At 74.1% G+C, this 23,967-nt stretch carries 15 protein-coding genes and 1 pseudogene; 2 read left to right on the top strand and 14 right to left on the bottom strand.

Features of this window, described 5'->3' with window-relative positions; translation table 11 throughout:
- Window positions 1-15: 15 nt before the first annotated feature.
- Window positions 16-888, top strand: coding sequence for a hypothetical protein (locus ABTW95_RS27075; RefSeq protein WP_500227760.1), 873 nt, complete (start codon window positions 16-18; stop codon window positions 886-888).
- On the opposite strand, the gene ABTW95_RS27070 is transcribed toward ABTW95_RS27075, so the two are convergent.
- The 8 genes from ABTW95_RS27070 to ABTW95_RS27035 all read right to left on the bottom strand — a co-directional run bounded on the left by ABTW95_RS27070 (window position 885) and on the right by ABTW95_RS27035 (window position 12,448).
- Window positions 885-2,234 carry an RCC1 domain-containing protein gene (locus ABTW95_RS27070; RefSeq protein WP_396449649.1) on the bottom strand — a complete coding sequence of 450 codons (1,350 nt, stop codon included), beginning with the start codon at window positions 2,232-2,234 and terminating at the stop codon, window positions 885-887. The genes ABTW95_RS27075 and ABTW95_RS27070 overlap by 4 nt on opposite strands.
- Window positions 2,231-3,550 carry a ParB N-terminal domain-containing protein gene (locus tag ABTW95_RS27065; protein ID WP_396449648.1) on the bottom strand — a complete coding sequence of 440 codons (1,320 nt, stop codon included), beginning with the start codon at window positions 3,548-3,550 and terminating at the stop codon, window positions 2,231-2,233. Before ABTW95_RS27065 ends, ABTW95_RS27070 begins: the two co-directional genes overlap by 4 nt.
- Window positions 3,534-5,213 (bottom strand): lipopolysaccharide biosynthesis protein, encoded by a 1,680-nt coding sequence (locus ABTW95_RS27060; RefSeq protein WP_396449647.1) that lies wholly within the window; start codon window positions 5,211-5,213, stop codon window positions 3,534-3,536. The genes ABTW95_RS27065 and ABTW95_RS27060 overlap by 17 nt, the downstream gene beginning before the upstream one ends.
- The gene (locus ABTW95_RS27055) at window positions 5,200-7,407 is read right to left on the bottom strand and encodes a polysaccharide biosynthesis tyrosine autokinase (protein WP_500227759.1); all 2,208 of its coding nucleotides are present in this window, start codon (window positions 7,405-7,407) and stop codon (window positions 5,200-5,202) included. Before ABTW95_RS27055 ends, ABTW95_RS27060 begins: the two co-directional genes overlap by 14 nt.
- A gap of 89 nt (window positions 7,408-7,496) precedes the next feature.
- On the bottom strand, window positions 7,497-8,942 hold the full coding sequence (locus ABTW95_RS27050; RefSeq protein WP_500227758.1) for a hypothetical protein: 1,446 nt from the start codon (window positions 8,940-8,942) through the stop codon (window positions 7,497-7,499).
- A 7-nt stretch (window positions 8,943-8,949) separates the two neighbouring features.
- Window positions 8,950-9,837, bottom strand: coding sequence for a sulfotransferase domain-containing protein (locus ABTW95_RS27045; protein ID WP_500227757.1), 888 nt, complete (start codon window positions 9,835-9,837; stop codon window positions 8,950-8,952).
- Window positions 9,834-11,048, bottom strand: a complete 1,215-nt coding sequence (locus ABTW95_RS27040; protein WP_500227756.1) for a hypothetical protein — start codon at window positions 11,046-11,048, stop codon at window positions 9,834-9,836. Before ABTW95_RS27040 ends, ABTW95_RS27045 begins: the two co-directional genes overlap by 4 nt.
- Complete coding sequence (locus ABTW95_RS27035) at window positions 11,045-12,448, bottom strand: hypothetical protein (protein WP_396452681.1); 1,404 nt, start codon at window positions 12,446-12,448, stop codon at window positions 11,045-11,047. Before ABTW95_RS27035 ends, ABTW95_RS27040 begins: the two co-directional genes overlap by 4 nt.
- A 400-nt stretch (window positions 12,449-12,848) precedes the next feature.
- On the opposite strand from ABTW95_RS27035, the gene ABTW95_RS27030 reads away from it, so the two are divergent.
- A complete protein-coding gene (locus ABTW95_RS27030) occupies window positions 12,849-16,583 on the top strand; it encodes a PKD domain-containing protein (RefSeq protein WP_500227755.1) in 3,735 nt (1,244 codons plus the stop codon).
- Between the two features lie 577 nt (window positions 16,584-17,160).
- Here the strand turns inward: ABTW95_RS27030 and ABTW95_RS27025 are convergent.
- From ABTW95_RS27025 to ABTW95_RS27000, 6 genes and pseudogenes are all read right to left on the bottom strand, one after another.
- On the bottom strand, window positions 17,161-18,780 hold the full coding sequence (locus tag ABTW95_RS27025) for a CBM96 family carbohydrate-binding protein (RefSeq protein ID WP_396452955.1): 1,620 nt from the start codon (window positions 18,778-18,780) through the stop codon (window positions 17,161-17,163).
- A gap of 57 nt (window positions 18,781-18,837) precedes the next feature.
- Window positions 18,838-20,106 carry a hypothetical protein gene (locus tag ABTW95_RS27020; RefSeq protein ID WP_396452953.1) on the bottom strand — a complete coding sequence of 423 codons (1,269 nt, stop codon included), beginning with the start codon at window positions 20,104-20,106 and terminating at the stop codon, window positions 18,838-18,840.
- 107 nt (window positions 20,107-20,213) lie between these two features.
- On the bottom strand, window positions 20,214-21,017 hold the full coding sequence (locus ABTW95_RS27015; protein ID WP_500227754.1) for a WecB/TagA/CpsF family glycosyltransferase: 804 nt from the start codon (window positions 21,015-21,017) through the stop codon (window positions 20,214-20,216).
- Window positions 20,995-21,954 (bottom strand): sulfite exporter TauE/SafE family protein, encoded by a 960-nt coding sequence (locus ABTW95_RS27010; protein WP_396452950.1) that lies wholly within the window; start codon window positions 21,952-21,954, stop codon window positions 20,995-20,997. The genes ABTW95_RS27015 and ABTW95_RS27010 overlap by 23 nt, the downstream gene beginning before the upstream one ends.
- A gap of 103 nt (window positions 21,955-22,057) precedes the next feature.
- Window positions 22,058-23,530 (bottom strand): adenylyl-sulfate kinase, encoded by a 1,473-nt coding sequence (gene cysC / locus ABTW95_RS27005; protein WP_396452948.1) that lies wholly within the window; start codon window positions 23,528-23,530, stop codon window positions 22,058-22,060.
- Between the two features lie 111 nt (window positions 23,531-23,641).
- A pseudogene (locus tag ABTW95_RS27000) lies at window positions 23,642-23,967 on the bottom strand (class I SAM-dependent methyltransferase); the annotation flags it as partial.

The raw sequence follows: 23,967 nt of genomic DNA, 5'->3' as shown, positions 1-23,967 counted from the left end.
AGAAGGAGCCTCTCCGTGAACAACTCTTCCCGCCGCATCGTCGCGTCCGGGACGCTGGCGCTGGCGCTGGCCCCGGCGCTCGCCCTGACCGCCGCGCCCGCGTCCGCGGGCACCGATCTCGACGCGGTCGCCGAGGGCATCACCGAGAGCGGCTACTACGTCGACTCGCACGCCAAGTACTACCAGACGGACGGGGCGCAGGAACTGCTCCGCACCGCGCAGGGCCGGTCCGTCCCGGTGTTCATCGCGATCCTCCCGGCCGGGGACGACGCCGGCCAGGTCCTCCAGCAGCTGCCCGGCCTCATGAAGCGCAAGGGCACCTACGTGGTGCTGGCCGGCAACGAGCTCAAGGCGACGTCGAACACGCTGCCGGCGAGCCAGGTGAAGGCCGTCTACACCAAGGCGGTGAAGGGCAGTAAGGGCAAGCCCGACCTGGCGCTGCTGAAGTTCGTCCAGACGCTGCCGGAGTCGAAGTACGCGCCGCCGAAGCCCGGCAAGCCCGGCAACAACGGCAAGCCCGCGCCCGAGTCCACGAAGCAGAAGGAGCAGGAGGAGGAGCGGACGCTCGCCCAGAAGCAGCCGACCGCGCCGGCCGCCGGGTACGAGCCCGTGCGGAAGGACGACGGCGGCTCCATGACGCCGTTCCTGCTCGGGGGCGGCGGCCTGGTCGTCGTCGCGGCGGCGGCCGGGGCCAGGTTCCTGCTGTGGCGCCGCCGCTCCGCGGCTCCCGCGCCCGCCGGAGCCGCCGCGAGCGCGGCCCCCGCCCCGCCCGCCCCTCCGGCCCCGCCCGCCCCGCAGGCGCCCGCTGAGGCCCCCGAGGCGGCCGAGGAGCCCAAGGGCGGCGCCACGGCCGCCGACGGCGAGCCGGAGCCTCCCAAGGACGCCTAGGAGCCCGGGGAGCTCATCAGCAGGAGGAGATGGCGTTCACCGGCGCCCGCCGACAGGGCCTTGCCCGGCGCGGCGCCGTGTGCCATCACGACGGTGCCCGGGCGGCTGCGCGGCACCCGGTTCCCGGAGCCGAGCTGGCCGCTGCCGCCCGCGCCCCACGTGAGCGGCGTCCCGTCGGTGAGGATCGCGGCGCCGTACGCCTCGCCCGCGAACACCTGCGCGACGCCGCGCAGCTTCGCGCCGTGGCTGCCCGCGACCGTCACCGGGGCCGCGCGGAGCTTCACCGTCCGATCGCCGAGCTGCCCGGCCGTGTTGTTGCCCCAGGCGACGACCGTGCCGTCCTTGCGCAGCGCGTAGTTGTGCTTCTCGGCCGCGCTGATCCCGGTGACGCCGCTGAGGACGCCCTTGCCGCCGACGCCGGACACGAGGGCCGGGACGAGCCGGTCGCGGCGGGTGCCGTCGCCGAGCTGCCCGAGGTCGTTGTGGCCCCACGACGCGACCCTGCCGTCCTTCAGCAGCGCCAGCCCGTGCTGCCCGCCGATCGCGATGCGGGTCACGCCGGTGAGCCGGCGGGCGCCGTCCAGGCCGCGCACCGGCACCGGCAGCGCCCGGTCGCGGCGGGTGCCGTCGCCGACCATGCCGTAGTCGTTGGCGCCCCACGCGAGCACCTGCCCGTTGCGGCGCAGCACCAGCTCGGTGTGCCCGTCGGCGGAGATCGCGGTGACGCCGGTGAGCGGCCTGCGGCCGTCCGGCGCCTTCACGGTCGTCGGGACCCGCGGGGCGGCGCGCCCGCCGTCGCCGCGCTCGCCGTTGCCGCGCTGCCCGTGGTCGTTGGCGCCCCACGTCACGACGGTTCCGTCGCGGCGCAGCGCCATGGAGAAGTCGTTGTTGGCGCTGACGGCGACGACGCCGTCCAGCCTGCCGGAGCGCCCGTCGGGGGCGCGGACGGGGACGGGCGCGCGGCGGTCGCGCAGGGTGCCGTCGCCGAGCTGGCCGTGGTCGTTGGCGCCCCACGCGACGACCTCGCCGGCGCCGACGACCGCGAGCGAGTGCCGCCCGCCGCCGGCGACGGCGCGCACCCCGCCGAGCCGGCCCTGCCCGCCCACCCCGGTGACCGGGGCGAGCTTGAGGTCGATGCCGGGGCCGGGGCGGCCGAGCTGCCCGTGGTCGTTGAGGCCGCTCGTCCAGACGACGCCGGTCTCGGTGCCCGCCGACCCGGCCGCGGGCGGCGGGGACACCGGCGGCGCCGCCGTGCCGTCCGCCGCGGACCGGTCGCACGCCGCCGCCGTGAGCAGCGCGGGGGCGGCGAGCAGCAGCGCGGTGAGCGAGCGGCGCGCGGGCGTCATGCCGTGCGGACGCAGGCGAACAGGTGCCTGGAGTAGTTGTCCTCGTAGGGCGGGCGCGCGTCCTCGTCGGGGCCGAGGTCGACGATCTCGTCGAAGCCCGTGTTCTCGCGCAGGAACCGTGCGACGCGCGGCGGGTCCCAGCCCCGCAGCGACTCGGCGAACCACGCCTCGTTGTCCTGGCCGGTGTCGAAGAACAGCACCCGGCCGGTGGCGCGGTCGAGGAGCCGGATCAGCTCCTCGGCGCTGACCGAGCCGCGCCCGAGGACGAAGTGGTGCAGGAGGCTGAAGCAGGACACCACGTCCCATCGGCCGGCGTCGTGGCCGCCGAGGAACTCGACGCAGTCGCCGGTGGAGATGACGCCGTCGGGCAGCCCGTAGACCGCCTGCCCGAGCGGGACGGCGAGCGGGTCGCGCTCGATGCCCTCGGCGTCGAAGCCGCGCTGCGCCATCTGCGCCACGAACCAGCCGTAGCAGCTGGCGACGTCGAGGTAGCGGCCCCCGGCGACGCCGCGCTCGGCGAGGAACGCGTCCATCTTGGCGAGCCGGTCGGTGCACTGCCGTACGGTCGTCCAGCCGGACCGCAGCTCGGGCGCGTCGATCGGCTGGTACAGCTCGTGGGTGCCGTCGAGCCAGCTCATCTTGAGCAGCAGGTCCTGCAGGGGGGTGGTGACGGGCAGCCACTTGGCGACGACGTTGGCGCCGTCGGCGCCGCTCATCGCGGCGATCGCGAGGCGGTGGTGGCCGTCGAGGATCTGGTACTGGTCGGAGCCGCGGACGGGCGCGACGAGCACCGGGTCCTGCGGGCCGCTCTGCTGCGGGCGGGGCGCCGCGCCGGGCGCCGCCTCGCCGCGGTAGCGGGCGATGAACGCGCGCGCCGCCGCGAGGACGCCGGCCGGGTCGGTGCCGCCGAAGTAGTTGCCGCCCGCCTCGATGCAGCGCAGCCCGAGCCGCCCGTAGGCGCTGCCGAGGATCTGCTCGTCGGACAGCTCGCCGTGCTCGTCGGCGAGGCGCAGCAGGGCGACGTGCGGGCCGTCCAGGAACGGGGTGGACGGCCACAGCAGGTCGCCGGTGCGGTCGGCGAACTCGCGGGCCGTCCAGCCGCCCTGCGCGCCGACGAGGAGCTGGTCGAACCGGACGGGCACCTTCCACGGGCGGCGCAGCACGGCGGTGGACACCGCGACGCGCGCCGCGGCCGGGATCGGAAGGGAGCGCCCCGCGTCGACCAGCCGCCCGTACACCGGTCCGCTCGGCGCGAGGCCGGTCTTGCGCAGCACCGCGCGGGACTTGCGGCGTACTTGGTCAATTCCCGTGGGCATGCATGCTCCTGGCAGGTGTCGTTTCCGTGGCCGCCGTTCCCGGGGCCGTCGTGTCGGGGGCCGTCGTGGGGGCCGCCGCGCCGGAGGCCGAGGGGACGGCGGCGCCCGCGGGCCCGGCGCCGGCGCGGCCCCGCCGCCCCGGCAGCAGGGAGGCGAAGGCGGTGAGGGACAGCCGCTCGCGACCGCCCCAGAGTAGGGCAATGTACAAGATCGCGCCGGGGATCAGCCCGGCGGCCAGCGCGGCCGGGCTGGAGCCGGCGACGAACCGGACGGCCAGCGGGATCGCGGCGAAGCTCAGCAGCGCCGATCCGCCCGCCCAGAACAGCCCGGCGCTCGCCGGGGACATCCCGAGGATCCTGCGGACCTGGGTGAGGGCCAGCAGCGTCCGGACGAGCAGCCCGCACGCCCGCGCCGCCGCCGCCCCGGCGATCCCGAACGGCGGGATCAGCAGCACGTTCAGCACCAGGTTCACGCCGAGCGCGGCGCTCTGGTTGACCAGGCTGAGCCCGCTGCGGCCCGCCATCAGCAGCATCACGTCGCGGGCGCCGGTCGCCGTCGCCACCAGCATCGCCATCGCCAGGATGACGGTGACGACCTCGCCCGTCCCCCGGTAGCCGTCGCCGAACGAGCCGACGTACACCGGCGCGCCCACCGCGATCGACAGGTGCACCGGCCAGGCGAGCGCGAGGTTCCAGGACGCGCACACCGCGAAGACCCGCTGCGCGCCGGCCCGGTCGGCGAGCGCCATCAGCCGGCTCACCGCGGGCTGCATGACGTTCTGCACCGCCTGGGTGGCGAGCTGGCTGATCACGATGAACCGGGTCGCGGCGGTGTAGACGGCCGCCTCGCGGGGCGAGCTGAGCGCCGCGACGAGCACGATGTCGGCGCGCTGGAACGCCGTCTGGCAGATCTGCGCGAACGCGCGCGGCGCCGTGAACCGCCAGAAGTCGCCCGCCAGCGGCCGCAGCCGGGCCGGCGGGGCAGCCGCGGGCGCGGCGCCGCCCGCGCGGCTGATCTTCCGGTACCACAGCGCCGCGACGACCAGGCACGGCAGGTAGGGCGCCGCCCACGCCGCCGCGAGCCACACCGCGTCGTCGGACAGCACCGCCGCCGCGACCACGCCGCCGACCTGCAGCGTCTGCCGCAGGATCTTGTCGACGAGGACGGTCGGGCGCATCGAGCCGTAGCCGCGCGTCGCCGCGAGCAGCGCGTCGTGCGCGCCCGCCAGCGGCAGGAACAGCGCCAGCACCCGCACCATGCCGACGGCCTGCTCCGCGTCGTCGGCGCCGATGTGGCCCGCCGTCCACGGCGCGGTGGCGAGGAGGACGAGCGCGCCGATCGCCGCGGTCGCCGCGACCGGGACGAGCGCCACCGGGACCGTCCGGCGCGCCGCGGCCCGGTCGCCGAGCGCGAGATGGCGCGGCAGCCAGCGCAGCAGCCCCGCGTCGGTGCCGAGGCCGGACACCGCCTGCAGGATGATGAACAGCGACGTCGCCGCGAAGAACGTGCCCGCGATCCGCTGCGGGTACAGGTGCGCGACCAGGAACACCAGCGCGAGCCCCTGGACGCCCGCCACGGCGGCGCCCACGAGGTTGAGGGCGCCGCCCCTGGCCAGCCTGTTCAGATTGGGCCCGCCCGGCGCGGCCGGTTCAGGACCCGGCATGCCGCCCCGCCTTGTGCGGCTTCTTCCCGTAGCGCGGCAGGACGTCGCCGACCGGGGCGGCCGGCGCGCTCTTCTGCGCGGGCGCGTCCGCGGGGTCGTCGGCGAGTTCCGGCGGCACGTACTTGGAGATGTCCTCCTGGGTCCGCGTGGCGGCGGACTCCAGCGCCTGCTCCGTCTCCGCCTGCTCGGCCACCTCGGCCGGCTCGGGGGGTTCGGCGGGCTCGGCGTCGGACGGCCGCGCCTTGCGCGCGCCCGGCCGCGGGCCGGGGGCCCGGCCGGTGCCCTGGGTGACGTCGGTCGGCGAGACCGGCTTGGGGGCGACGGGCTTGCCCGGCCCCGACGGCGGCTCCAGCGACGCGGGAGTGGGGCGGCGGCGCGCCGCGGCGCCGCGGCGGGCGGTGGCGGGCCGCGGCTCGGCCGGGCGCGGCGGCTGGCCCACCTTGGGCAGCGCCTGCGTGGTCAGGGTCGAGGCGTCGCCGGCGTCCTGGTCGTCCTCGTCGTGCGGCATGCCCGGCCAGTAGCCCTTGTCGTCGTCGCGCTCGGCGCGCCTGGCCGGGGTCGGCTGCTCGTCCGCCCACGCGGGGGAGCCCTCGGACAGCGCGCGCCGCTCCCCGCTGCCGCGCGGGTCGGCGGCGCGGACCTCGGCGGCGGCCCGGCCGCGCGGGGGCTGCGGCGCCCGGCCGCCCTGCCGGGCCGGCTGCGGCTGGCGCGCCGACCGGCCGCCGCGCTGCTCCGGCGGCTCCAGCACCACGCCCAGCACGGTGCATCCGGCGCGCTCGGCCTCGACGTACGCCTGGCGCAGCTCCTCCCGGGTCGTCACGCCCTGGTTGGCGACGAGGACGACCGCGTCCACGAACGTGCACAGCGCCTGCGCGTCCGCGTCGTGCAGGCTCGCCGCGTTGACGACGAGGTACTCGCTGCGGCGGCGCAGCACCTTCACGGTCTCGCGCATCCGCGGGCCGCTGAACCGGTGCGCGGCCTCGGCCGCGCGCGGGCCGCGCGGCAGCAGCCGCAGCTGCGAGTCGGTGTGGATCAGCAGGGTCGCCGGGTCGGTTCCGCTGAGCAGCGTGTCCGACAGGCCCTTGCCGCCGGGGCGGGCGCCGAACAGCGTGCTGACGTCGGTGTCCTCGGTGGTCGCGTCGATCATGATCGTCTTGGCGCCGGCGAACGCCAGCGACACCGCGAGGTTGGCGCTGGCCATCCGGGCGCTGCCGCCCGGGGTGGCGCTGCTGACCAGCAGCGCCACCGGGGTCTGCGGCGCGGTCGCCACGACCGCGGCGCGCAGCCGCCGGTAGGCCTCGCCGGGCGGGCTCTTCGGCGCGGCGACCAGGGCGAGCGTGTCACCGGGCGGGCCGCCCGCCGGGATGGTGGCCAGGGTGCGCACGCCCATGCCCTCGACCGCCTCGGCGTTGCGCAGCCGCTGGTTGAGCCGCTCGCGCAGCAGCACGATCGCGATGCCGAGGACGATGCCGCCGACCAGGCCGCCGAAGCCGAACATCGCGGTGCGGATCTGGCCGGGCCCGTCCGGCGCACCGGCCGGGGTGATGACCTGGCCCGGATTGATCGGGGTGCTGCCGATGTCGTTGGTCTGCTCGTCGATCACGCCGAGCTGGTTGGTGTAGGCGGTGACGCGCTGCTGCAGCGTGGCCCGCTTGGCGCCGGACGCGGCGGCCATCTCCCGGTTGGTCTTCAGCAGCTGCCGCTGGACCTTGTCGGACTGCGCCTTCAGCTTGGTGAGCTGGTTGTTCACCACCTCCTGCGCGCGCTGCTGCCGGTAGGCGAGGTAGGCGTCGGCGAACGCCTGCGCGCCGGCGCGGGCGTTCGCCGAGTTCTTGGCCGTGTAGGTCAGGTTGAGCACCTGCGTGTTCGGCGGGACGTCGACGACGACCGTCCCCTCCGGCTCGTGCCCGAGCTTCTCCCCGGCGATCTTGGCGACCCGGTCGGTGGTGACCAGCTGCGCCTCGGTCTGCAGGTTGACCAGGTCGTCGCCGCGGCCGTCCGGCGAGTACGGGTTGCCCTGCAGGGGGCTGACCAGCACGGTCGCGGTGGCCTTGTACGGCGCGGGCAGCACGATCGCGGCCCCGACGCCGGCGCCCGCGCCGAGCACGGCCAGCAGGATCAGCAGCGGCACGTACCGCCTGAGCACGGACAGCAGCTGACCCTGCTGCGGGTCGGCCGTCTGGTCAGCTCCCACGACGATCCCCCTTGACGATCCGGGTCGTGCTGGACGGACACATGGTCACGACTTTATCCGCGCTTGGCGCGGGACCGGTTCGGTTCATCTCAACCTCGTGGGGAGCCGGTGCCGGGAGCTGCGGCCCGGCGGACGGGGGTGCCGGGGCTCTGCCTGGTCAGCACGATGCCGCGGGCGGGGTTGGCGGACTGGTCGAGGGCGAGGACGCCGCTCGCCACCTCGCGGTCCAGGGCCCGGCCGCGCTCCACCACGACCAGGGTGAGGTCGCTGGCGGCGGCCGCGCTGATGGTGTCGGCTGCGTTGATGTCGGGAGTGGTGATCACGACGATACGGGATTCGCGGCCCGCCTTGTCGACGGCGCGGGTGAGCTGCCGGTCGTCGTCGCTGCGCACCAGCCGGACGCCGAAGGTGCGGGGCCGGGCGGCGTCGGCGGAATCGCGCTCCTCGCCGTCCTTGCGGATGCGCAGCACGGTGGTGGCCGAGCCGCCCTCGGTGCACAGCTCGGCGAGCTCGTAGGCGACGGCGGTGCCGGCGGCGGCGGGGACGCCGGTGACCAGGACGGTGGTGGCCTCGGCGTCGAAGACGAGGTTGCGCAGCCGCCGGCAGATCTCCCGGTGCCCGCCGCCGAGCGTCCCCGACTCCACCATGATCGGCAGCTGCGCGTGCAGCCGGACGTCGGCCGGCCGCCGGATCCTTCGCGGCCGCCGGTCGATCAGCAGCACGAACGCGACCCAGCCGAGCAGCCCGACGCCGAGGCCGCTCGCGACCGCGACGTCCCGGCCGGCGTCGTCGCGGGCGGTGGGCAGCGCGGCGCCGCGCAGCACCTCGCCGGGCTGCACGACCTTGCGGTCCAGCGCGGAGATCTGCTTCTGCACCTGCTTGATCTGCTGCATGATCTCTTCGCGGCGGGTGCGGGCGGTGTCGCCGGTGAGGTCCTCGTCGTCGCCCGGCAGCGTGTGCAGCTGCTTGTGCAGCAGGGTGAGGTACTTCTCCAGGGCCTCCCGGTTGCGCTGCTGGATGCCGCCGAGGATCTGCTGCCGCAGGTCCAGGTACCCCTCGGCGACCGCCTGCGCACCGCTCTGCGCGGTCTTCGGCGTCCCGGCCCGCACCCCGATCACCAGCACGTGCGTGGCGTTCGGCACCGACAGCTCGATGCGGTCGCGCAGCTCCGCGCGGGGCGCGTCGAAGCCGGGGAAGGTGGCGAGCCGGCGCAGCACCTCGTCCGACCAGACGAGCTGGGCCTCGGTGTCCATCGTGGTGTCCCGGGGCTCGCGCTCCTTCGGGTTCAGCGGCCGCCCCGGCGTGTATCCGGGGTGCAGCGACACCGGCGGCGCGAGCACCGAGATGTGCGAGGTGTACGTCGCCGGGGTCAGCGCGATCTTCGCGACGCCGAGCCCGGCCCCCGCCACGACCGCGACCAGCAGCGCGGCGAGGTGCCGGCGGACGGCGCCCGCGAACCGGGTGACCGGGATCGAGTCCGGGGCGAGCGGCGGTTCCGCCTGCACGCTGGACGGGCCGAGAGTGCGCTTCTTCATCGCCGGGTCATCGCCGCCCGTCCCGCCGCCAGGCCGGCTCGGTGCCGAGGAGGGCGGCGAGCTTGTCGTCGTAGGGGGCGAAGTGGTCGGCGAGGCGGCGCTGCAGGCGGTCCGGCAGCGGGGACCCCGGGCGGGCGTTGTGCCGCTCGAACGACGCGGGCCGCCAGTGCGGCAGGCCGAGGAACTCCAGGATGGAGTCGTAGCAGGGCTCCGGCTCGGAGAAGAAGTCCTCCGCGAACAGCACCAGCACCCGGTCGCGCCCGAACAGCTTGAACAGCCGCTCGATCTGGTCGGCGTACTGGCTGCGGTCCACGTAGGAGTGGTGCCGGTGGCTGTGGCTCACGTACCCCGGGTCGGCTTTGATCTTCTCGACCTCGCCGGCGAGCCGCTCGGCCTCCAGGTCCAGCGCCCGCTCGAACGGCTCGGTCTCGAATCCGCGGGCCAGCTCGTGCTTGTGCGCCGAGTAGGTGCGCACCACCGGGTCGCGCAGCAGCACGATGAGCTTCACGCCGGGCAGGTCGCGGGCGATCCGCTCCGGCGCGAGCGGGTGGTGCATGTAGTAGCCGGCCGACTCGAACGCCATCGGCGCGGCGCCGTCCATCGCGGCGGCGGCGCGGCGCTCGGCGAGCTGCCGGACCGGGAAGTGCCCCCGGTACCAGGACAGGCCCCGCGGGTAGTTGACGTCGAAGTAGTGCACGCCCTTGTGGAAGTTCGGCTGGACGACCGCCGGGTGCGCGGCCAGCGCCCGGAACAGCGAGGTGGTGCCGCCGCGCTGCGTGCCCACCATGAGGAAGTCCGGCAGCATCCGGGCGCCGGCCGTCAGCCGGCCGCCGGCGCGGGTCGCGGCCCGCCCGGCCTCCTTGACCCACTGCGGGGCGTCACGGCGTGAGATCACGAGATCCTCCGGAGGTCGGTGTGCAGGAGGGACAGCAGCCGCTCGGCGTCGGCGCGCAGCGGGCCGCCGATCGGCTCCTGCGCGGCCAGCAGGTAGCGGCGGCACAGCTCCAGCAGGTAGAGGCGGACGGTCGCCTCGGCGGCGGCGCCGGACAGCCCGAGCGGCGCCAGCGCGGCGGCGGCGCCGTCCGGCCAGGCCGCGTAGGGCGGGCCGGGCGCGGTGCGCATCGCCTCCTGCAGCCGGTAGTGCAGCAGGTCGAAGCCGTCCGGGACGCCGCGCGCGAAGCGCTCCCAGTCCCAGAGGCGCAGCACGCCGCGGTGCCAGGCCATGTTCCACGGGGTCCAGTCGCCGTGCCAGGCGCCGAAGTCGAGGGGCAGGTCGCCGTGCGCCTTGCCGACGCCCTCGACCACCTCGCCGAAGACGGCGCGCTGCCGCTCGTCCGCGATGCCGGCGGGGCTCGCGGCGATGCCGTCCCAGAACGCGCTGCCGCGCAGCGGCGCCCGCTCGACGCCGCCGACCTCGAACAGCGTCCGCATCTCGGCGACCGGGGCCCGCCCGCGCGGCCGCCAGCCGAGCGCGCTGGTCGGCAGCGGCTCCAGGACGAGCAGGTCGAGGCCGCGCCACGTCCCGTGGTGCAGCACCTCCGGGACGTGCAGCCGCGCCCGGTCGAGGCGGGCGCCGAGGTAGGCGAGCGCGGCGGCCTCGCCGCCGAGCAGGCCGCGGGCGGTGCCGGTGTCGCCGACCTTCACGAACGCGACGGGCTTGCCGCGCGGCGACAGCACGTGCAGGATCGGCTTGCGGTTGGCGCGGGCGCTGCCGAGGCCGATGCTGACCACGACTCGGCGGCCGAGCAGCTCGGCGAGCCGGTCTTCGACGGAGGGCCCGCCGCCGGTGACGCGCAGCCGGTCGCGCAGCCTCCGCTCCGGCAGCCCGGTGCGGACGGCCGCGGCGGTGAGGCCGCGGGAAGCGCGCTGCCGGACGCCGAGGTCGTGGCTGTAGCGGCGCAGCGCGGCCGCTGCGGCGCGGGGCAGGCCCGCCGGGACGAGCAGCCGGGGGTGCCTGGCGTCCGGCAGGAACGCCAGCTCGCGCCGCGCCCCCGCGGACCGCCCTGGGCCGACGGCCTCGACCGCGGCGTCCGGCCACAGCTCCTCGACCGCGGCGATCCAGGCGGCCCGCGTCTCGGCGGCCCCGCTCGCCGCCCGCCCGGTCACTCGGCCTCCTCGGCGGTCAGCGCGCGGGCGCGCGGGCGCGGGTCCGGCAGGCCGCGCTCGTCCCGCTTGGCCCGCCACATCAGGGCCACCGCGATCATCACCGTGTACAGCGGTACCTCCACCATGTCGTAGGTGATCATGAATAGGGTGCACGCGATCAGCACGCAGCAGCCCGCCAGCGAGTAGGCGCCGCGGTCTCGCCAGTGCCGCAGGAACCGGACGGTGAAGAACGCGCAGAACGCGATCGTCCCGACGACGCCGTTGGCGAAGATGAGCAGCCACACGTGCCCCTGGGTGCCGAGCGGCGGCGACTCGCACGCCTTGCAGCCGACCCGCGCGCCGCCGGCGACCTGGCCGAGGTCGCCCTGGACGTTGCGGGTGGAGCCGAAGCCGACCAGCGGGGAGCCGGTGAGCGCGCTGCGGGTGGTCTCCTCGGCGAGCAGCGTGCGGCGGTTGTTGCTGTGCGGGTTGTTCAGCCGGTCCTGGACGAGGCCGGGCAGCGGCGACAGCGCCACGACCAGCGCGCCGGCGGCGGCCATCCCGGCCGTCCAGGCGATCACCCGCGGCCCGCCGACCTGGAGCAGCTTGAGGACGCCGAACAGCCCGATCGCGCCGAGCGCGCCCCACAGGCCCCGGTTCAGCGAGTACACCACCGGCCACAGCGATGCGGCGAGGATGAGCAGCCCGAAGACGCGGCGCCGCGTCCGGGCGCGGACGATCCACGTCAGCACGAAGTAGGGGAGGAAGAACGCGTAGGCGGCGCCCCAGGTGTTGGCGTACGCGAACGGGGCCATCGGCCGGGACTGCTCGAAGCCGAGGATGGACTCGATGTCGGCGACCTTCGGGTGGACGATGTCGCGGACGAACGAGTTCCCGGTCAGCCCCTGCGGCAGGAGCATCTCCACCGGCGAGGTCAGCTGGATCGACGGGAAGAACGAGCCGATCAGGCCGCCGGCCGTCGTCACGACGAACATGAAGCCGAGCAGCCGGCCGATCTTCCCGGACGGCAGTTCCCGCTCGCTCATGTTGCCGATGTAGAGCAGGACGATGGTGAACGACAGGTACCAGGCGAGCCGGTAGCCGTACACGAGCAGCCGGCTGAACCCTCCGCCGGGCTCGGCGAGCGGCGCGTCCGCCCACAGCACGAGGACGCCCAGCACGACCCAGACGAGGAAGAACAGCCAGGCGCCGAAGCCGCTGGGCGCGACGAGGGTGCCCCGGCGGCGCCACAGCGTCAGCGCCATCGGCACGCTGATGAGCAGCAGCACCACGTTGGCCAGGCCGAGGATCCACCACAGCGGGAAGCCGAGCAGGGCGACGCTGAGCGGCCACCCCGGACGCAGCCGCCACGGCAGCAGCCGCGGCGGCGCGAGAGGCGTGCTCCCCGCGATCCCTCGCATCCCGGCCAATCAACGCTCCGTTTCCCCTGGACGCACCGTCGGGTGCGCGGACCGCGCCGCCCGTGCACCGGGCGCACGCCGCACGGTGGAGGACGCCCGGCCGCCCGCCTGGGGGGACGCCGGGCCGTGGCCGTTTTCGGCCATCCATTCCGGTCGTCCGGTAAGGCCCGTGGCGCGTCCTTCCGAGGTGCGCAGCGTACCCCGCCGCCGTGCCGAGCGTGTCCCACGGCGGTGCGGGGCGGGCGCGCACCGGCCGGATCCGAACGTCGATCGGTAGTTGAAACCGAAACGTTAACGATCAAATCGGCAGGTCATGCGCCACACGGCTACGATTGCCCGGCGCTGCGCGCCTTTGCGCGCACAATACGGTGGTTTACATCAACTTGGCACGGAGGGGTCGATGGGCAGACGCAGGTGGGGGGCGCTGGCCGCGGGGGCCGCACTGGCGCTGGGCACGCTGGCGGCGAGCTTCGCCGTCGCCGTCCCGGCGCACGCCGACCAGCGGGGATCCGAGCCGGAGCACGGGCGCATCGTCAACCCCGACCCGGCGAACTACACGCCGAACGTGGTGGACGGCGAGGTCAAGTCGATCATCAAGATCGGCGGCAAGATCTACGTGGGCGGCTCGTTCACCCAGGTGAAGGAGCCCGGCGCGAACAAGCCCACGCTGACCCGCAACCGGCTGTTCGCCTTCGACGCCTCCACCGGCGCGATCGACCCGAACTTCACGCCCAGCCTCAACAAGGGCGAGGCCAGCGTGCTGCTGCCCGCCCCCGACGGCCAGTCCATCTACGTCGGCGGCAACTTCAGCGAGATCAACGGCGTCCGCCACTTCGTGCTCGCCCGGATCAACGCCCAGACCGGCGCGCCCATCACCTCCTTCAACCCGCAGCTCGACGCCCGGGTCCGCGACCTGCGCCTCGCCGGCGGCCGGCTGTACGTCGCCGGCACCTTCGCCACGGTGGGCGGCGCCCCGCGGGCCGGTCTCGCGACGCTGAACCCGCAGACCGGCGCCCGCGACGACTTCGTGGACATCGACCTCGCCGGCACGCAGACCGGCGACGGCGTGACGCAGATCTACAAGATGGACATCAGCCCCGACGGCTCCAAGCTCGTCGGCGTCGGCAACTTCAACTCCGTCCTCGGCGCCACCCGCCGGCAGATCGTCATGCTGGACCTCACGGGCGCGTCCGCGCAGCTCGCGAACTGGGACACCACCCGCTACGCCGCGCAGTGCTCGCAGTCGTTCGACACCTACATGCGCGACGTCGAGTTCTCCCCGGACGGCTCGTACTTCGTCGTCACCACCACCGGCGCCTACGGCGGCACGTCCAAGCTGTGCGACACCCAGTCCCGCTGGGAGAGCGGCGCGACCGGCGGCGGCCAGGAGCCCACCTGGGTCAACTACACCGGCGGCGACACCACCTACGCGGTGGAGATCACCGACAGCGCCGTGTACACCGGCGGGCACTTCCGCTGGGCGAACAACCCGTTCGCCGGCGACCGGCCCGGCCAGGGCGCCGTCTCCCGCGAGGGCATCGTCGCGCTCGACCCGGTGAGCGGCCTGCCGTTCAGCTGGAACCCCGGCCGCGACAAGGGCGTCGGCGTGTTCGACATGCTGGCCACCAGCGAGGGCCTGTGGATCGGCAGCGACACCGACAACGTCGGCGGCGAGTTCCACCAGAAGCTCGCGCTGTTCCCGCTCGCCGGCGGCAAGACCGTCCCGGCGTACAACACCGGCGAGCTGCCCGGGAACGTCTACTCCGGCGGCGGCATCGGCACCGGCGCGGCGAACTACCTCCGGCACCGCTCGTTCGACGGCACGACCACCGGCCCCGAGGTGGCCGACGGCACCGCCGGCGTCGACTGGCGCTCCGCGCGCGGCGCCTTCATGATCAACGGTGAGCTGTTCTACGGCGGCTCGAACGGCACGTTCAACCGCCGCACGTTCGACGGGACCACGCTCGGCCCGAACACGGTGATCGACACCGCGGACCAGCTCGTCAACATGTCGACCTGGCACTCGCAGGTCCCGAACATCACCGGCATGTTCTACGCCAAGGGCCGCATCTACTACGCCCGCGGCACGTCCGCGCTCTACTACCGGACGTTCAACCCGGAGAGCAACGTCGTCGGCGCGCAGGAGTTCACCGCCGTGGGCAACCTGCCCGGCATGTCGTGGAGCTCCGTCGGCGGGATGTTCGTCGACGGCGGCTACCTGTACTACGTGAGCAACAGCAGCGGCAAGCTGTACCGGGTCGCGTTCTCCGAGGCCGGGGTGCCCTCGGGGGCGTCCACCGAGGTGAGCTCCGCCGACTGGCGCGGCCGGACGGTGTTCCTGTTCAGCGGCACGCCGAACGCGGCGCCGCAGGCCGCGTTCACCGCCAACTGCGACCAGCTCGAGTGCGCGTTCGACGCGTCCGGCTCGACCGACCCGGACGGCTCGATCGCCTCGTACGCGTGGGACTTCGGCGACGGCGAGCACGGCACCGGCGCCACCCCGCAGCACACCTTCGCCGAGGCGGGCGAGTACACCGTCAAGCTGACGGTGACCGACGACCGGGGCGGCACGGGCACCAAGACCCAGACGCTCACCGTCGCGCCCAACCAGGCGAACATCGCCTTCCGCGCGGGCATCGGCGGCAACGCCAACGTCCAGACGGCCTACGCGCAGATCCCGCCGGCCGTCCAGCCGGGCGACGGCATGATCATGATGCTGACCTTCAACAACACCGCGTCGATCACGGCGCCCCCGGCGGGCTGGACGCAGGTCGACACCCAGACGGTCGGCGGTGCCACCTCCGTCCTGTGGAAGCGGGTCGCGCAGGCCGGCGACGCCGGAACCCAGGTCAACATCGGCCTGAGCGCCTACACCAAGGCCGACATCCAGCTGCTGGCCTACGACGGCACCAACACCACCGACCCGATCGCCGCCGTCGCGAAGGCCGGCGACGCCGACTCGGTCACCGCGCACACCAGCCCGGCCGCGCAGGTCGGCGACGCGGGCTCGTGGGCGGTCTCCTACTGGGCGGACAAGTCGTCCAGCACCACCTCGTGGACGGCGCCCGCCGGCGTGGAGACCCGCCGCATCGGCATCGGCTCCGGCGGCGGCCGCATCACCAGCCTGACCGCCGACAGCAACGGCACGGTCCCGACCGGGACCTACGGCGGCAAGACGGCCACCACCGACGCCGCCAGCCGGGCCGCGATGTGGACGATCATCCTGGCGCGGGGGTCCTCCGCCGCGACGAACCAGGCCCCGCAGGCCGCGTTCAGCCGCAGCTGCGACGACCTCCAGTGCACGTTCGACGCGTCCGGCTCGACCGACCCGGACGGCTCGATCGCCTCGTACGCGTGGGACTTCGGCGACGGCGAGCACGGCACCGGCGCCACCCCGCAGCACGCCTACGACGAGGCCGGCACCTACACGGTCAAGCTGACGGTGACCGACGACAAGGGCGCCGAGGACACCAGGACCGCCACGGTGACGGTCGCGCCGAACCAGGCGGACATCGCCTTCCGCGCGGGCATCGGCGGCAACGCCAACGTCCAGACGGCCTACGCGCAGATCCCGTCGGCCGTCCAGCCGGGCGACGGCATGATCCTGGTGCTGACCTACAACAGCAGCGACGCGGAGATCACCGACCAGCCGGCCGGCTGGACGAAGGTGGACGAGCAGAACGCGGGCAACGCGACCTCGGTCCTCTACAAGCGGGTCGCGCAGGCCGGTGACGCCGGAACCCAGGTCAACATCGGGCTGAGCGCCTACACCAAGGCCGACATCCGGCTGCTGGCCTACGCGGGCACCGACACCACCGACCCGATCGCGAAGGTCGCCAAGGACACCGACGACGACTCCGGCACCGAGCACACCAGCCCGGACGCCGACGTCGCCTCCTCCGGCAGCTGGGCGATCACCTACTGGGGCGACAAGTCGTCCAGCACCACCTCGTGGACGGCGCCCGCCGGCGTGGAGACCCGCGGCACCGGCATCGGCTCCGGCGGCGGCCGCATCACCAGCCTGATCGTCGACAGCAACGCCGCGGTCCCCACCGGCACCTACGGCGGCAAGACCGCCACGACGAACGCCGCCAGCCGGGCCGTGATGTGGACCATCATCCTCAAGCGCAAGTAACCGCCCCGACCTAGCAAGAACAGTGGCCCCGACCGGCACCCCGGCCGGGGCCACTGCCTTCACACCCCCACCCTCGCCCCCCGCCGCGGACCAACCCGTACCGCGAGCCGGAGAGCAGGCCGTGCTGTCAGGCGGACCGGTGCATGGCGGCTGTGTCATGTAAGAGTCGTGAGCCCCGCTGTCTCTTGGACGGGGCTGCGGCCGAGCGCGGGCCTGAGCTGGCGGCCGCGGGCATGCCAACGGGGTTCCAAAGAGCCAGCCCCACCGGCAGCGTCTATATCCCTAGTCTCACTGGGTTCCAGGGAGTCGCCCCCTGGGCAAACACAGACGCCTCTTGGATGAGCACGATTCATGCGCTCTTGGACTAGACCTGAGCCGGGGCGCAGACCGAAGCGACAGGCACGGGCAGGCACGCGGAGGGCGCTCTAGCGCCCGGAGCGGGCATGCCCGGCGACGCAGGCGACCGCAGCGACCCCGCACACGCCCGCACAGGCACGACAGACCGCAACAAAGGAGCGAGGATCGCCTGCGTCGCTAACGGGGGTTCCAGGGGGGTCGCCCCCCTGGGCTAGCAGGGCTAACAGAACTCCTGCCATGCCTTCCGGCTGTGGGTGTCGAGTAGGCGGAAGTCGCCGGTGGGCCAGTCCAGGTCGAAGTAGGCGACCCAGAGGGCCTTGTGCTTCTTCAGGTAGGCGTTGGTGGCGCGGAGCCAGGCGGCGCGTTCGGTGCCGTCGTCGTCGCCGACGAGGTAGCTGCCGGTCTCCGCGACGCCGAAGGGGAGGTTCTCGGCCTTGCTGACGGCGATGACGCGGTCGTACATGGTGGACGGCGAGTCGTACCGGCCCTTCTTCCAGCCGAGGTTGTAGGCGTCCCAGCCGAGGACCTGGATGACGTCGCGGCCGGGGTAGTAGTCGCGCCAGTCGCGGTGGGAGAGCGGGTCGAGGCTCCAGCTCATGAGGACGAGGGTGGCGTGCAGCCGCGAGTTGCCGGCCTTGTCGGCGAGGGCGCGGAGGCGGCGCCAGGCTGCGCGGTAGTCGGCCGCGGTGAACTCGCCGTTGGCGATGTTGTCCTCGGGCTCGTGGTAGTAGACCCAGTAGACGTCGCGGTCGCGGGGTGCGGTGGCGAACCAGTTCGTCATCGCCTTGTCGTACTTGCCGGCGAGGACGTCCTTGGGCGCGAGCTTGAAGGAGATGATCGGCGGGCGGTCGCCGAGGTTCGGGTTGCCGGGCCAGGCCGGCGGGACGCCCCGGTAGAAGAGGCGGACGGTCTCCAGGCCGCCGTAGCGGGCGTCCAGGCGGCTGAGGGCCTGCTGGAAGGTCTCACCCGGCTTCAGCTCCAGGGAGAGGCCGCAGAGGGTCCTGCTGCCGCCCGTGGACGTCTCGGGGGACTTGGTGGGCTCGGGGACGTCCCAGGTGGGTTCGGGACCCGGCGCGGGCAGCGCCGCCGTGGGGGAGGCGCTGGGGGTGGGGGACGCGCTGGTGGACGGCGCGGGCTCGCCGCGGCGGGTCTTCAGCACGAGCCTGGGGCCGTCGCCGGTCTCGCGGGAGTGCAGGGACGCCGCCGACCAGAAGTTCTGGTTGGTGATGGCGAACGCGTAGCGGCCGGGGCCGGTGACGACGGAGCCGACGTCGAAGGAGATCCGGTCCTTGGCGGACGAGGCGGTCGCGATGACGGGGCCGGCGGCGGGCCGGTTGCTCCAGGAGGTGCCGTTCTCCGTCCAGGAGCCGGGGAGGCTGCGCAGCTCGACCTGGCGGGGCCGGTTGCGGGGCCGGTCGAAGGTCACCTCGACCCGGGCTTTGGTGATCTTCGGGGTGCCGCGCGGCACGTCGAAGGCGATGTAGGCCTCGGTGTGCCATTCCGGCCACACCGAGGCGGTGATCTTCTTGTCGTCGCCGAACCCCTTGCCGGGCATCTCGCGTACCACGTAGGTGTCGGCGGACGCCGGGACGACGGTGCCGCCGCCGGCGGACGCGGTCCGGGCGTCGCGGGCGAGCCCGCCGCCGGTGAGCGCGATCGCGCCGGCGGAGCCGCCGACGACGAGGAGGGTGCCGGCGGCGGTGAAGTAGAGGGACGGACGCGGCCCGCGCCGGCGGGCCCGCCCGCGCGGCCTGCGGGCCGGCGGGACGGGCTGCGAACGGCGGGCATCGGGCCGGTGGTGACCACCGGGGAACGGGTCACGGGGGTCGCGGTCGCGCACGGACGGCCCCTTCCTCTCGCTGGTCGTCGCCCCTTTATCTCACATCCGCCCCAGGGCTCACTTGGCGGGGAACATCCCGAGCCTGCCGTGGTACTCGTGGCCGAGCTCCTCGGTGTCGCTGCCGACGAGCAGCCCGCTCGGGTGGGCGACGAGCGCCTCGACGCCGTGGCCGAGCGTCCGGGTGGGGTTCCAGGGGAGCGCCTTGCCGGTGGCCGGGTCGAGGGCGCCGATGCCGGGCCGCGACACGGCGCCGGGGCCGGCGCTGTCGTGCCCGTAGGGGTTGTCGAGCCAGCGCTGGTGGCCGCCGACGTAGACGGCGGAGCCGGTCACGGAGGTGGACAGCAGCGTGTCGCCGCCCGTGTAGTTCACCCACGTGGGCTTCTGCCCGGAGCCGGTGCGGGACGACTCCCAGCGGGCGGCCGAGTCGCACAGGGTGGTCCGGCCGTAGGGGCCGCCGGTGGTGACGACGACGAAGTACTTGCCGTCGGGGGAGAAGTCCATCCCGCGCGTGTAGGTGTCGAAGGCGTTGAGGTTGCAGGCGTCGGCGTACTCGTTGGTCGCCCAGGTCGACAGCTTCGCGGTGCCCGAGCCCAGGGTGATCATCGCGATCTGGGGCCGGCTCTGGCCGTTGACGCGGGTGAACGTCCCGTTGATGACCATCCGGGTGTCGGACGGGTCGACCGCGAGCTTGTAGACCTTGAGCGTGCCGGACCGCGGGTGCGTGATGCTGAAGTTGAAGGTGCCGTCGGCGGCGCCGGTGAGCGCGTCGAGCCGGGCGAGGGCGGTGCGCGACTTCCCGCCGGCCTTGGTGAACGAGCCGCCGATGTACAGCCGCAGGCCGCGCCGCACCATCGTGGTGACCCGGTAGTTCACGTTGGGCTTGAAGCCGGTGTGGACCTGGTTGGTGGTGGTCTTGACGGAGGCGACCGTGCCGGTCGCGCGGCCGTTGACGTTCTTGAAGGTCCCGGCCATGTAGACCCAGCCGCCCGTCCCGGCCTGGAGGGCGTGCACGGTGCCGTCGACCTTCGGCGTGAAGACCGTGCTGATCTTCCCGGTCTTCATGTCGTAGGCGAACAGGTTGTGCCGCTTGAGCTTCTTCGACGTGCCGGCTTCGCGCACTTCCTCGAAGTTGCCGCCGACGACGACCAGGTTCCCCACGACGGCGATGGCGCGGACGGTGCCGTCCAGCACGTGCGGGGTGTTGTTCACCGGGTTGGCCGAGACCACCGACGGCATGGCGATGTCGGCGGACGCCGCGCCCGCCGCGGCGGTCAGCGCCGACGCCGCGAGAGTGGTGGCCGTGAGGCAGGCGATGAATGGTCGCATGAAGGTGCTCCGGGAGACGGCCGGGGTCAGTGATGGCATCTTGTCCTACCACAAAGGCGAAAATCGGGCAGTGGTTCCCGGGAACCGCGGCCGGAAAGAGATGTCGGTCACGGCTCGGATCGCGACGCGGGCGCCTTTCCCTTCCGGATCCGGTGCAGGATGACGCGGCCCAGGTAGGAGCCCAGTTCGATGGTGTAGCGGCGCCACAGCCGGCGGGGCTCGCGGGCCAGCCGGTAGAGGAACCCGATGCGCAGCTTGAGGACCCAGGCCGGGTAGTAGTCGCGCCGCTCGGCGAGGTGCTCGAAGTACGCGCCGCACGTGATGATCACGGGTGCGGTGATCCGGTCGCGGTACTCGGTGACGAACCGCTGCTGCAGCGGGGTGCCGAGGCCGACGTGCAGGACGTCGGGGGCCGCCTCGTTGATCTCGGCGACGAGCCGCTCGGCGGTCTCGGCGGGGAGGCGGCCGTGCTCGTCCGCCCAGTGGCCGTGCAGCGTCCCGGCGATCTGCAGCCCCGGGTACCAGGCGCGGACGTTCGCGGCGGCGGCCTCGGCGACGCCGGGCGCGTTGCCGAACAGGAAGACCCGCCAGCCGTGCTCGGCGGGCTGCCCGAACAGGTCGTCGGTGAGGTCGTCGTTGGCCATCCGGCCGGGCACGGGGCGTCCGAAGATCTTCGCGGCGAGCACGACGCCCCACCCGTCCGGCAGGTTGAGGTCGAAGCCGTTCATGAGGTCGCGCAGCCCGGCGTCCTTCTGCGCCTTGAGCACGTAGTCCGGGTTGGCGAACGTGACGGTCAGCTTCGCGCGGTCCTTGACGGCCGCCTCCACGAACGACCGGAGCCGGGCGACGTCGATGCGGCTGACCCGCACGCCGAGGACGTCGACGGTGTCATGCGGCCATCGTTGGTCCACGCTGCTCTCCTGGTGCGCCGGCTCGGCCGGTGGCTGGGACGGGAGAGGGCAGCGTATCGAGGTTCCGGCGCGCGCGGTGGCGGAGGTGCACCGAGACGGCGAGGGTGCCGGCGGCGAGGACGGCCATCGTCCAGGCGAGCGGGACGGCGCCGACGCCGAACATCTTCAGCGACGACGCGACGAGGACGAGCGCCAGCACGCGGCGGATGAGCCCGCCGGGGGCGCGCGAGGAGATCCGGGAGCCGAGGTAGACGCCGGGGATGGAGCCGGCCAGCAGGGCGGCGGTGACCTCCATCCGGAAGTCGCCGAACAGCAGGTGGCCGATGGCGGCCGCGAACACCAGCGGGACGGCCTGCAGCAGGTCGGTGCCGACGAGCTGGTTGGCCTTCAGCGTCGGGTAGAGGGCGAGGAGCGCGACGATGATGAGGGAGCCGGAGCCGACCGAGGTGATGCCGACGACGAGGCCGCCCACCGCGCCGACCAGCACGGTCGGGACCGGGCGGACGGCGACCTCGGGCGCCTCGCCGTCGCCGGCGGAGCCGGCGCGCCCGCGGCGGCCCAGGTAGGCGCGCAGGACGAGCCCGCCCGCCGCGATCATCAGCGCGACGCCCATGGCCTTGCTGATGAGGTCTTCGACGGAGTCGCCGTGGCCGAGCGCCTTCGCCAGCAGGACGCCGGAGAAGGCGGCCGGCACCGAGCCGGCGCACAGCCAGCCGACGAGCCGCGTGTTGATCGTGCCCTGCCGGTAGTGGACGGCGCTGCCGACGGGTTTCATCACGGCGGCGGCGACGAGGTCGCTGGACACGGCGGCGAGCGGGCTGACGCCGAAGAACGTGACGAGCATCGGCGTCATCAGCGCGCCGCCGCCCATCCCGGTCAGCCCGACGATGACGGCGACGAGGAACGAGCCCAGCGCCATCGTCCAATCGAAGTCCATCGGCATGACCTACCTGCCATGTAGGAAAACTCGCGTACCACCCTAGAGGACGGCTTCCGGGTGGGTCTAACCCGGGTTTCGAGCGACAAACGGGACGGATGTTCTATTCGGGACGAACCCAGCCGCCGTCCACCAGCAGGCCGAGCACCTGGCCGACCGCCTCGTCCGGCGCCATCCGCGACGTGTCGAGCGTCAGGTCGGCGTCGTCCGGCTCCTCGTACGGGTCGGAGATGCCGGTGAACTCGGGGATGAGGCCCGCGCGCGCCTTCGCGTACAGGCCCTTGCGGTCGCGTCGCTCGCACTCCTCCAGCGGCGTCGCGACGTGCACCAGGATGAAGTCGCCCACGGCCGACACCATCCGGCGGACTTCGGCGCGGGTCGCCGCGTACGGGGCGATCGGCGCGCAGATCGCGGTGCCGCCGTGCCGGGTGATCTCGGCGGCGACGAACCCGATCCGCCGGATGTTGAGGTCGCGGTCGGCGCGGGAGAACGTCAGCCCGGCGGACAGCATCCGCCGCACGACGTCGCCGTCCAGCAGCGTGACCGTGCGGCCGCCGCGCTCGACCAGCGCGTCGGCCAGGCCGCGCGCGACCGTGGACTTCCCGGAGCCGGACAGCCCGGTGAAGAACACCGTGATGCCCCGCGAGTGCTTCGGCGGGCGCGCCCGCACCAGCTCGGCGGCCACGGCCGGCGGGGTGAACCAGTCGGGGACGGGCTCGCCCGCGTCCAGCAGCTCGGCCAGCCGCTCGGGCGTCAGCTCCGCCTGGACGTGGTCGGGCTCGATGCGCGCGACGGGCCGCCAGACCTCCACGTCGGCGTCGTAGGCCCACGGCTCGGGGACGACCACCGGGATCGCGGTGCCCTCCAGCTCCGCCTCCGCGAGCAGGTGGGTGGCGCCGTAGGACGCGGCGACGTGCGAGCGCAGCAGGACGTCGCGCTCGCCGTCGCCGCCGCGCGCGGGCAGCGGCACCGGGACGATGCGGGTGCCGTCCGGGAGCTCCTTGCGGACGCCGAGCAGCGCGCGGACGAGCGACTCGTCGTGTTCGCCGCCGAGCAGCGGCAGGACCAGCACGTTCGCGCCGAGCCGCTCGGCGACCTGGCGGAGCTGGCCGAGCTGCTTGCGGTGCAGCGGATCGCGCGTGGCCACCGCCAGGACCGGGCCCTCGACGGGGGTGAGCTCGTCGGGACGGCGGCGCAGCGAGTGGAACGGCCCGTGCGCGGGGGCGCGGAGCGCCTCCAGCGGGCCCGCGAGCCGCCACTCCTGGGTGGTCGGGTCCTGCCAGGCCTCGGCGACGTCCAGCACGGCGAGCGGCACGCCCTCCGGATCCTGCAGGACGACGCGCTCCTGGTCCGTCAGCTCCTTCGGGACGGTCAGCGTGACCGGCACCGGCCACGGGGTGCCGTCGGCGAGCCGCCCGCCGGCGACCACCATCGCGGTGTCGTAGGAGCCGAGGAACCCCGGCAGCGGGCGGTACACGCCGGCGAGGAGCAGCTCCAGGTCGGCGAGCTCCACCGGGCTCGGGGTCCAGGCGGGCAGGTCCCGCAGCGTGTCGGGAAGGCCGGCGTCGGCGGTCACCGCGATCTCCGATCCCGCCCGGCGGCGGGGGTACCGGGCTTGTCCGTGTGAGTGAGAGTCTCCGCAGCAGAAATTACTGCGTCGGCCCCGGCCCGCGCACGCCCGCCCCGGTCAGATGACCCTGGCGAAACGGTTCTCGGGTTTGCGGATGACCAGCGTGATCTCGCTGTGGTCGGCGGTGAGGCGGCCCCGGGTGACCGCCGACACGAGCCGGCACAGCAGGTCGGCGAGGCCGGTTCCGGCCCCGAGCGCGTCGATGGCCTGCCGGGACGTGTACTCCTCGGAGATCACCAGCCCGCGCATCACGCAGTACCAGCGCATGCCCGCCAGGGACGCGACGCGGCCGTACACCGCGCGCGGCGGGCCCGTCCGGACGACCGGCACCGGCCGGGACGGGGCCCCGGCCGGGGCGCTCGCGGCGGCCGGTGCGTCCGCGC

The sequence above is a fragment of the Spirillospora sp. NPDC127506 genome (genome assembly GCF_040302145.1).
In the GTDB taxonomy this organism is placed as follows: Bacteria; Actinomycetota; Actinomycetes; order Streptosporangiales; family Streptosporangiaceae; genus Spirillospora.
Note: the sequence above shows the minus strand (reverse complement) of the source record. Positions and strands in the feature narration are given on the sequence as shown.

Excerpts from the sequence above, each read along its gene's own strand:
- ABTW95_RS27065 (WP_396449648.1), bottom strand. The coding sequence starts at position 3,550 with ATGCCCACGGGAATTGACCAAGTACGCCGCAAGTCCCGCGCGGTGCTG.
- ABTW95_RS27035 (WP_396452681.1), bottom strand. The coding sequence starts at position 12,448 with ATGCGAGGGATCGCGGGGAGCACGCCTCTCGCGCCGCCGCGGCTGCTG.
- ABTW95_RS27030 (WP_500227755.1), top strand. The coding sequence starts at position 12,849 with ATGGGCAGACGCAGGTGGGGGGCGCTGGCCGCGGGGGCCGCACTGGCG.
- ABTW95_RS27070 (WP_396449649.1), bottom strand. The coding sequence starts at position 2,234 with ATGACGCCCGCGCGCCGCTCGCTCACCGCGCTGCTGCTCGCCGCCCCC.
- ABTW95_RS27060 (WP_396449647.1), bottom strand. The coding sequence starts at position 5,213 with ATGCCGGGTCCTGAACCGGCCGCGCCGGGCGGGCCCAATCTGAACAGG.
- ABTW95_RS27050 (WP_500227758.1), bottom strand. The coding sequence starts at position 8,942 with ATGAAGAAGCGCACTCTCGGCCCGTCCAGCGTGCAGGCGGAACCGCCG.
- ABTW95_RS27020 (WP_396452953.1), bottom strand. The coding sequence starts at position 20,106 with ATGCGACCATTCATCGCCTGCCTCACGGCCACCACTCTCGCGGCGTCG.
- ABTW95_RS27010 (WP_396452950.1), bottom strand. The coding sequence starts at position 21,954 with ATGGACTTCGATTGGACGATGGCGCTGGGCTCGTTCCTCGTCGCCGTC.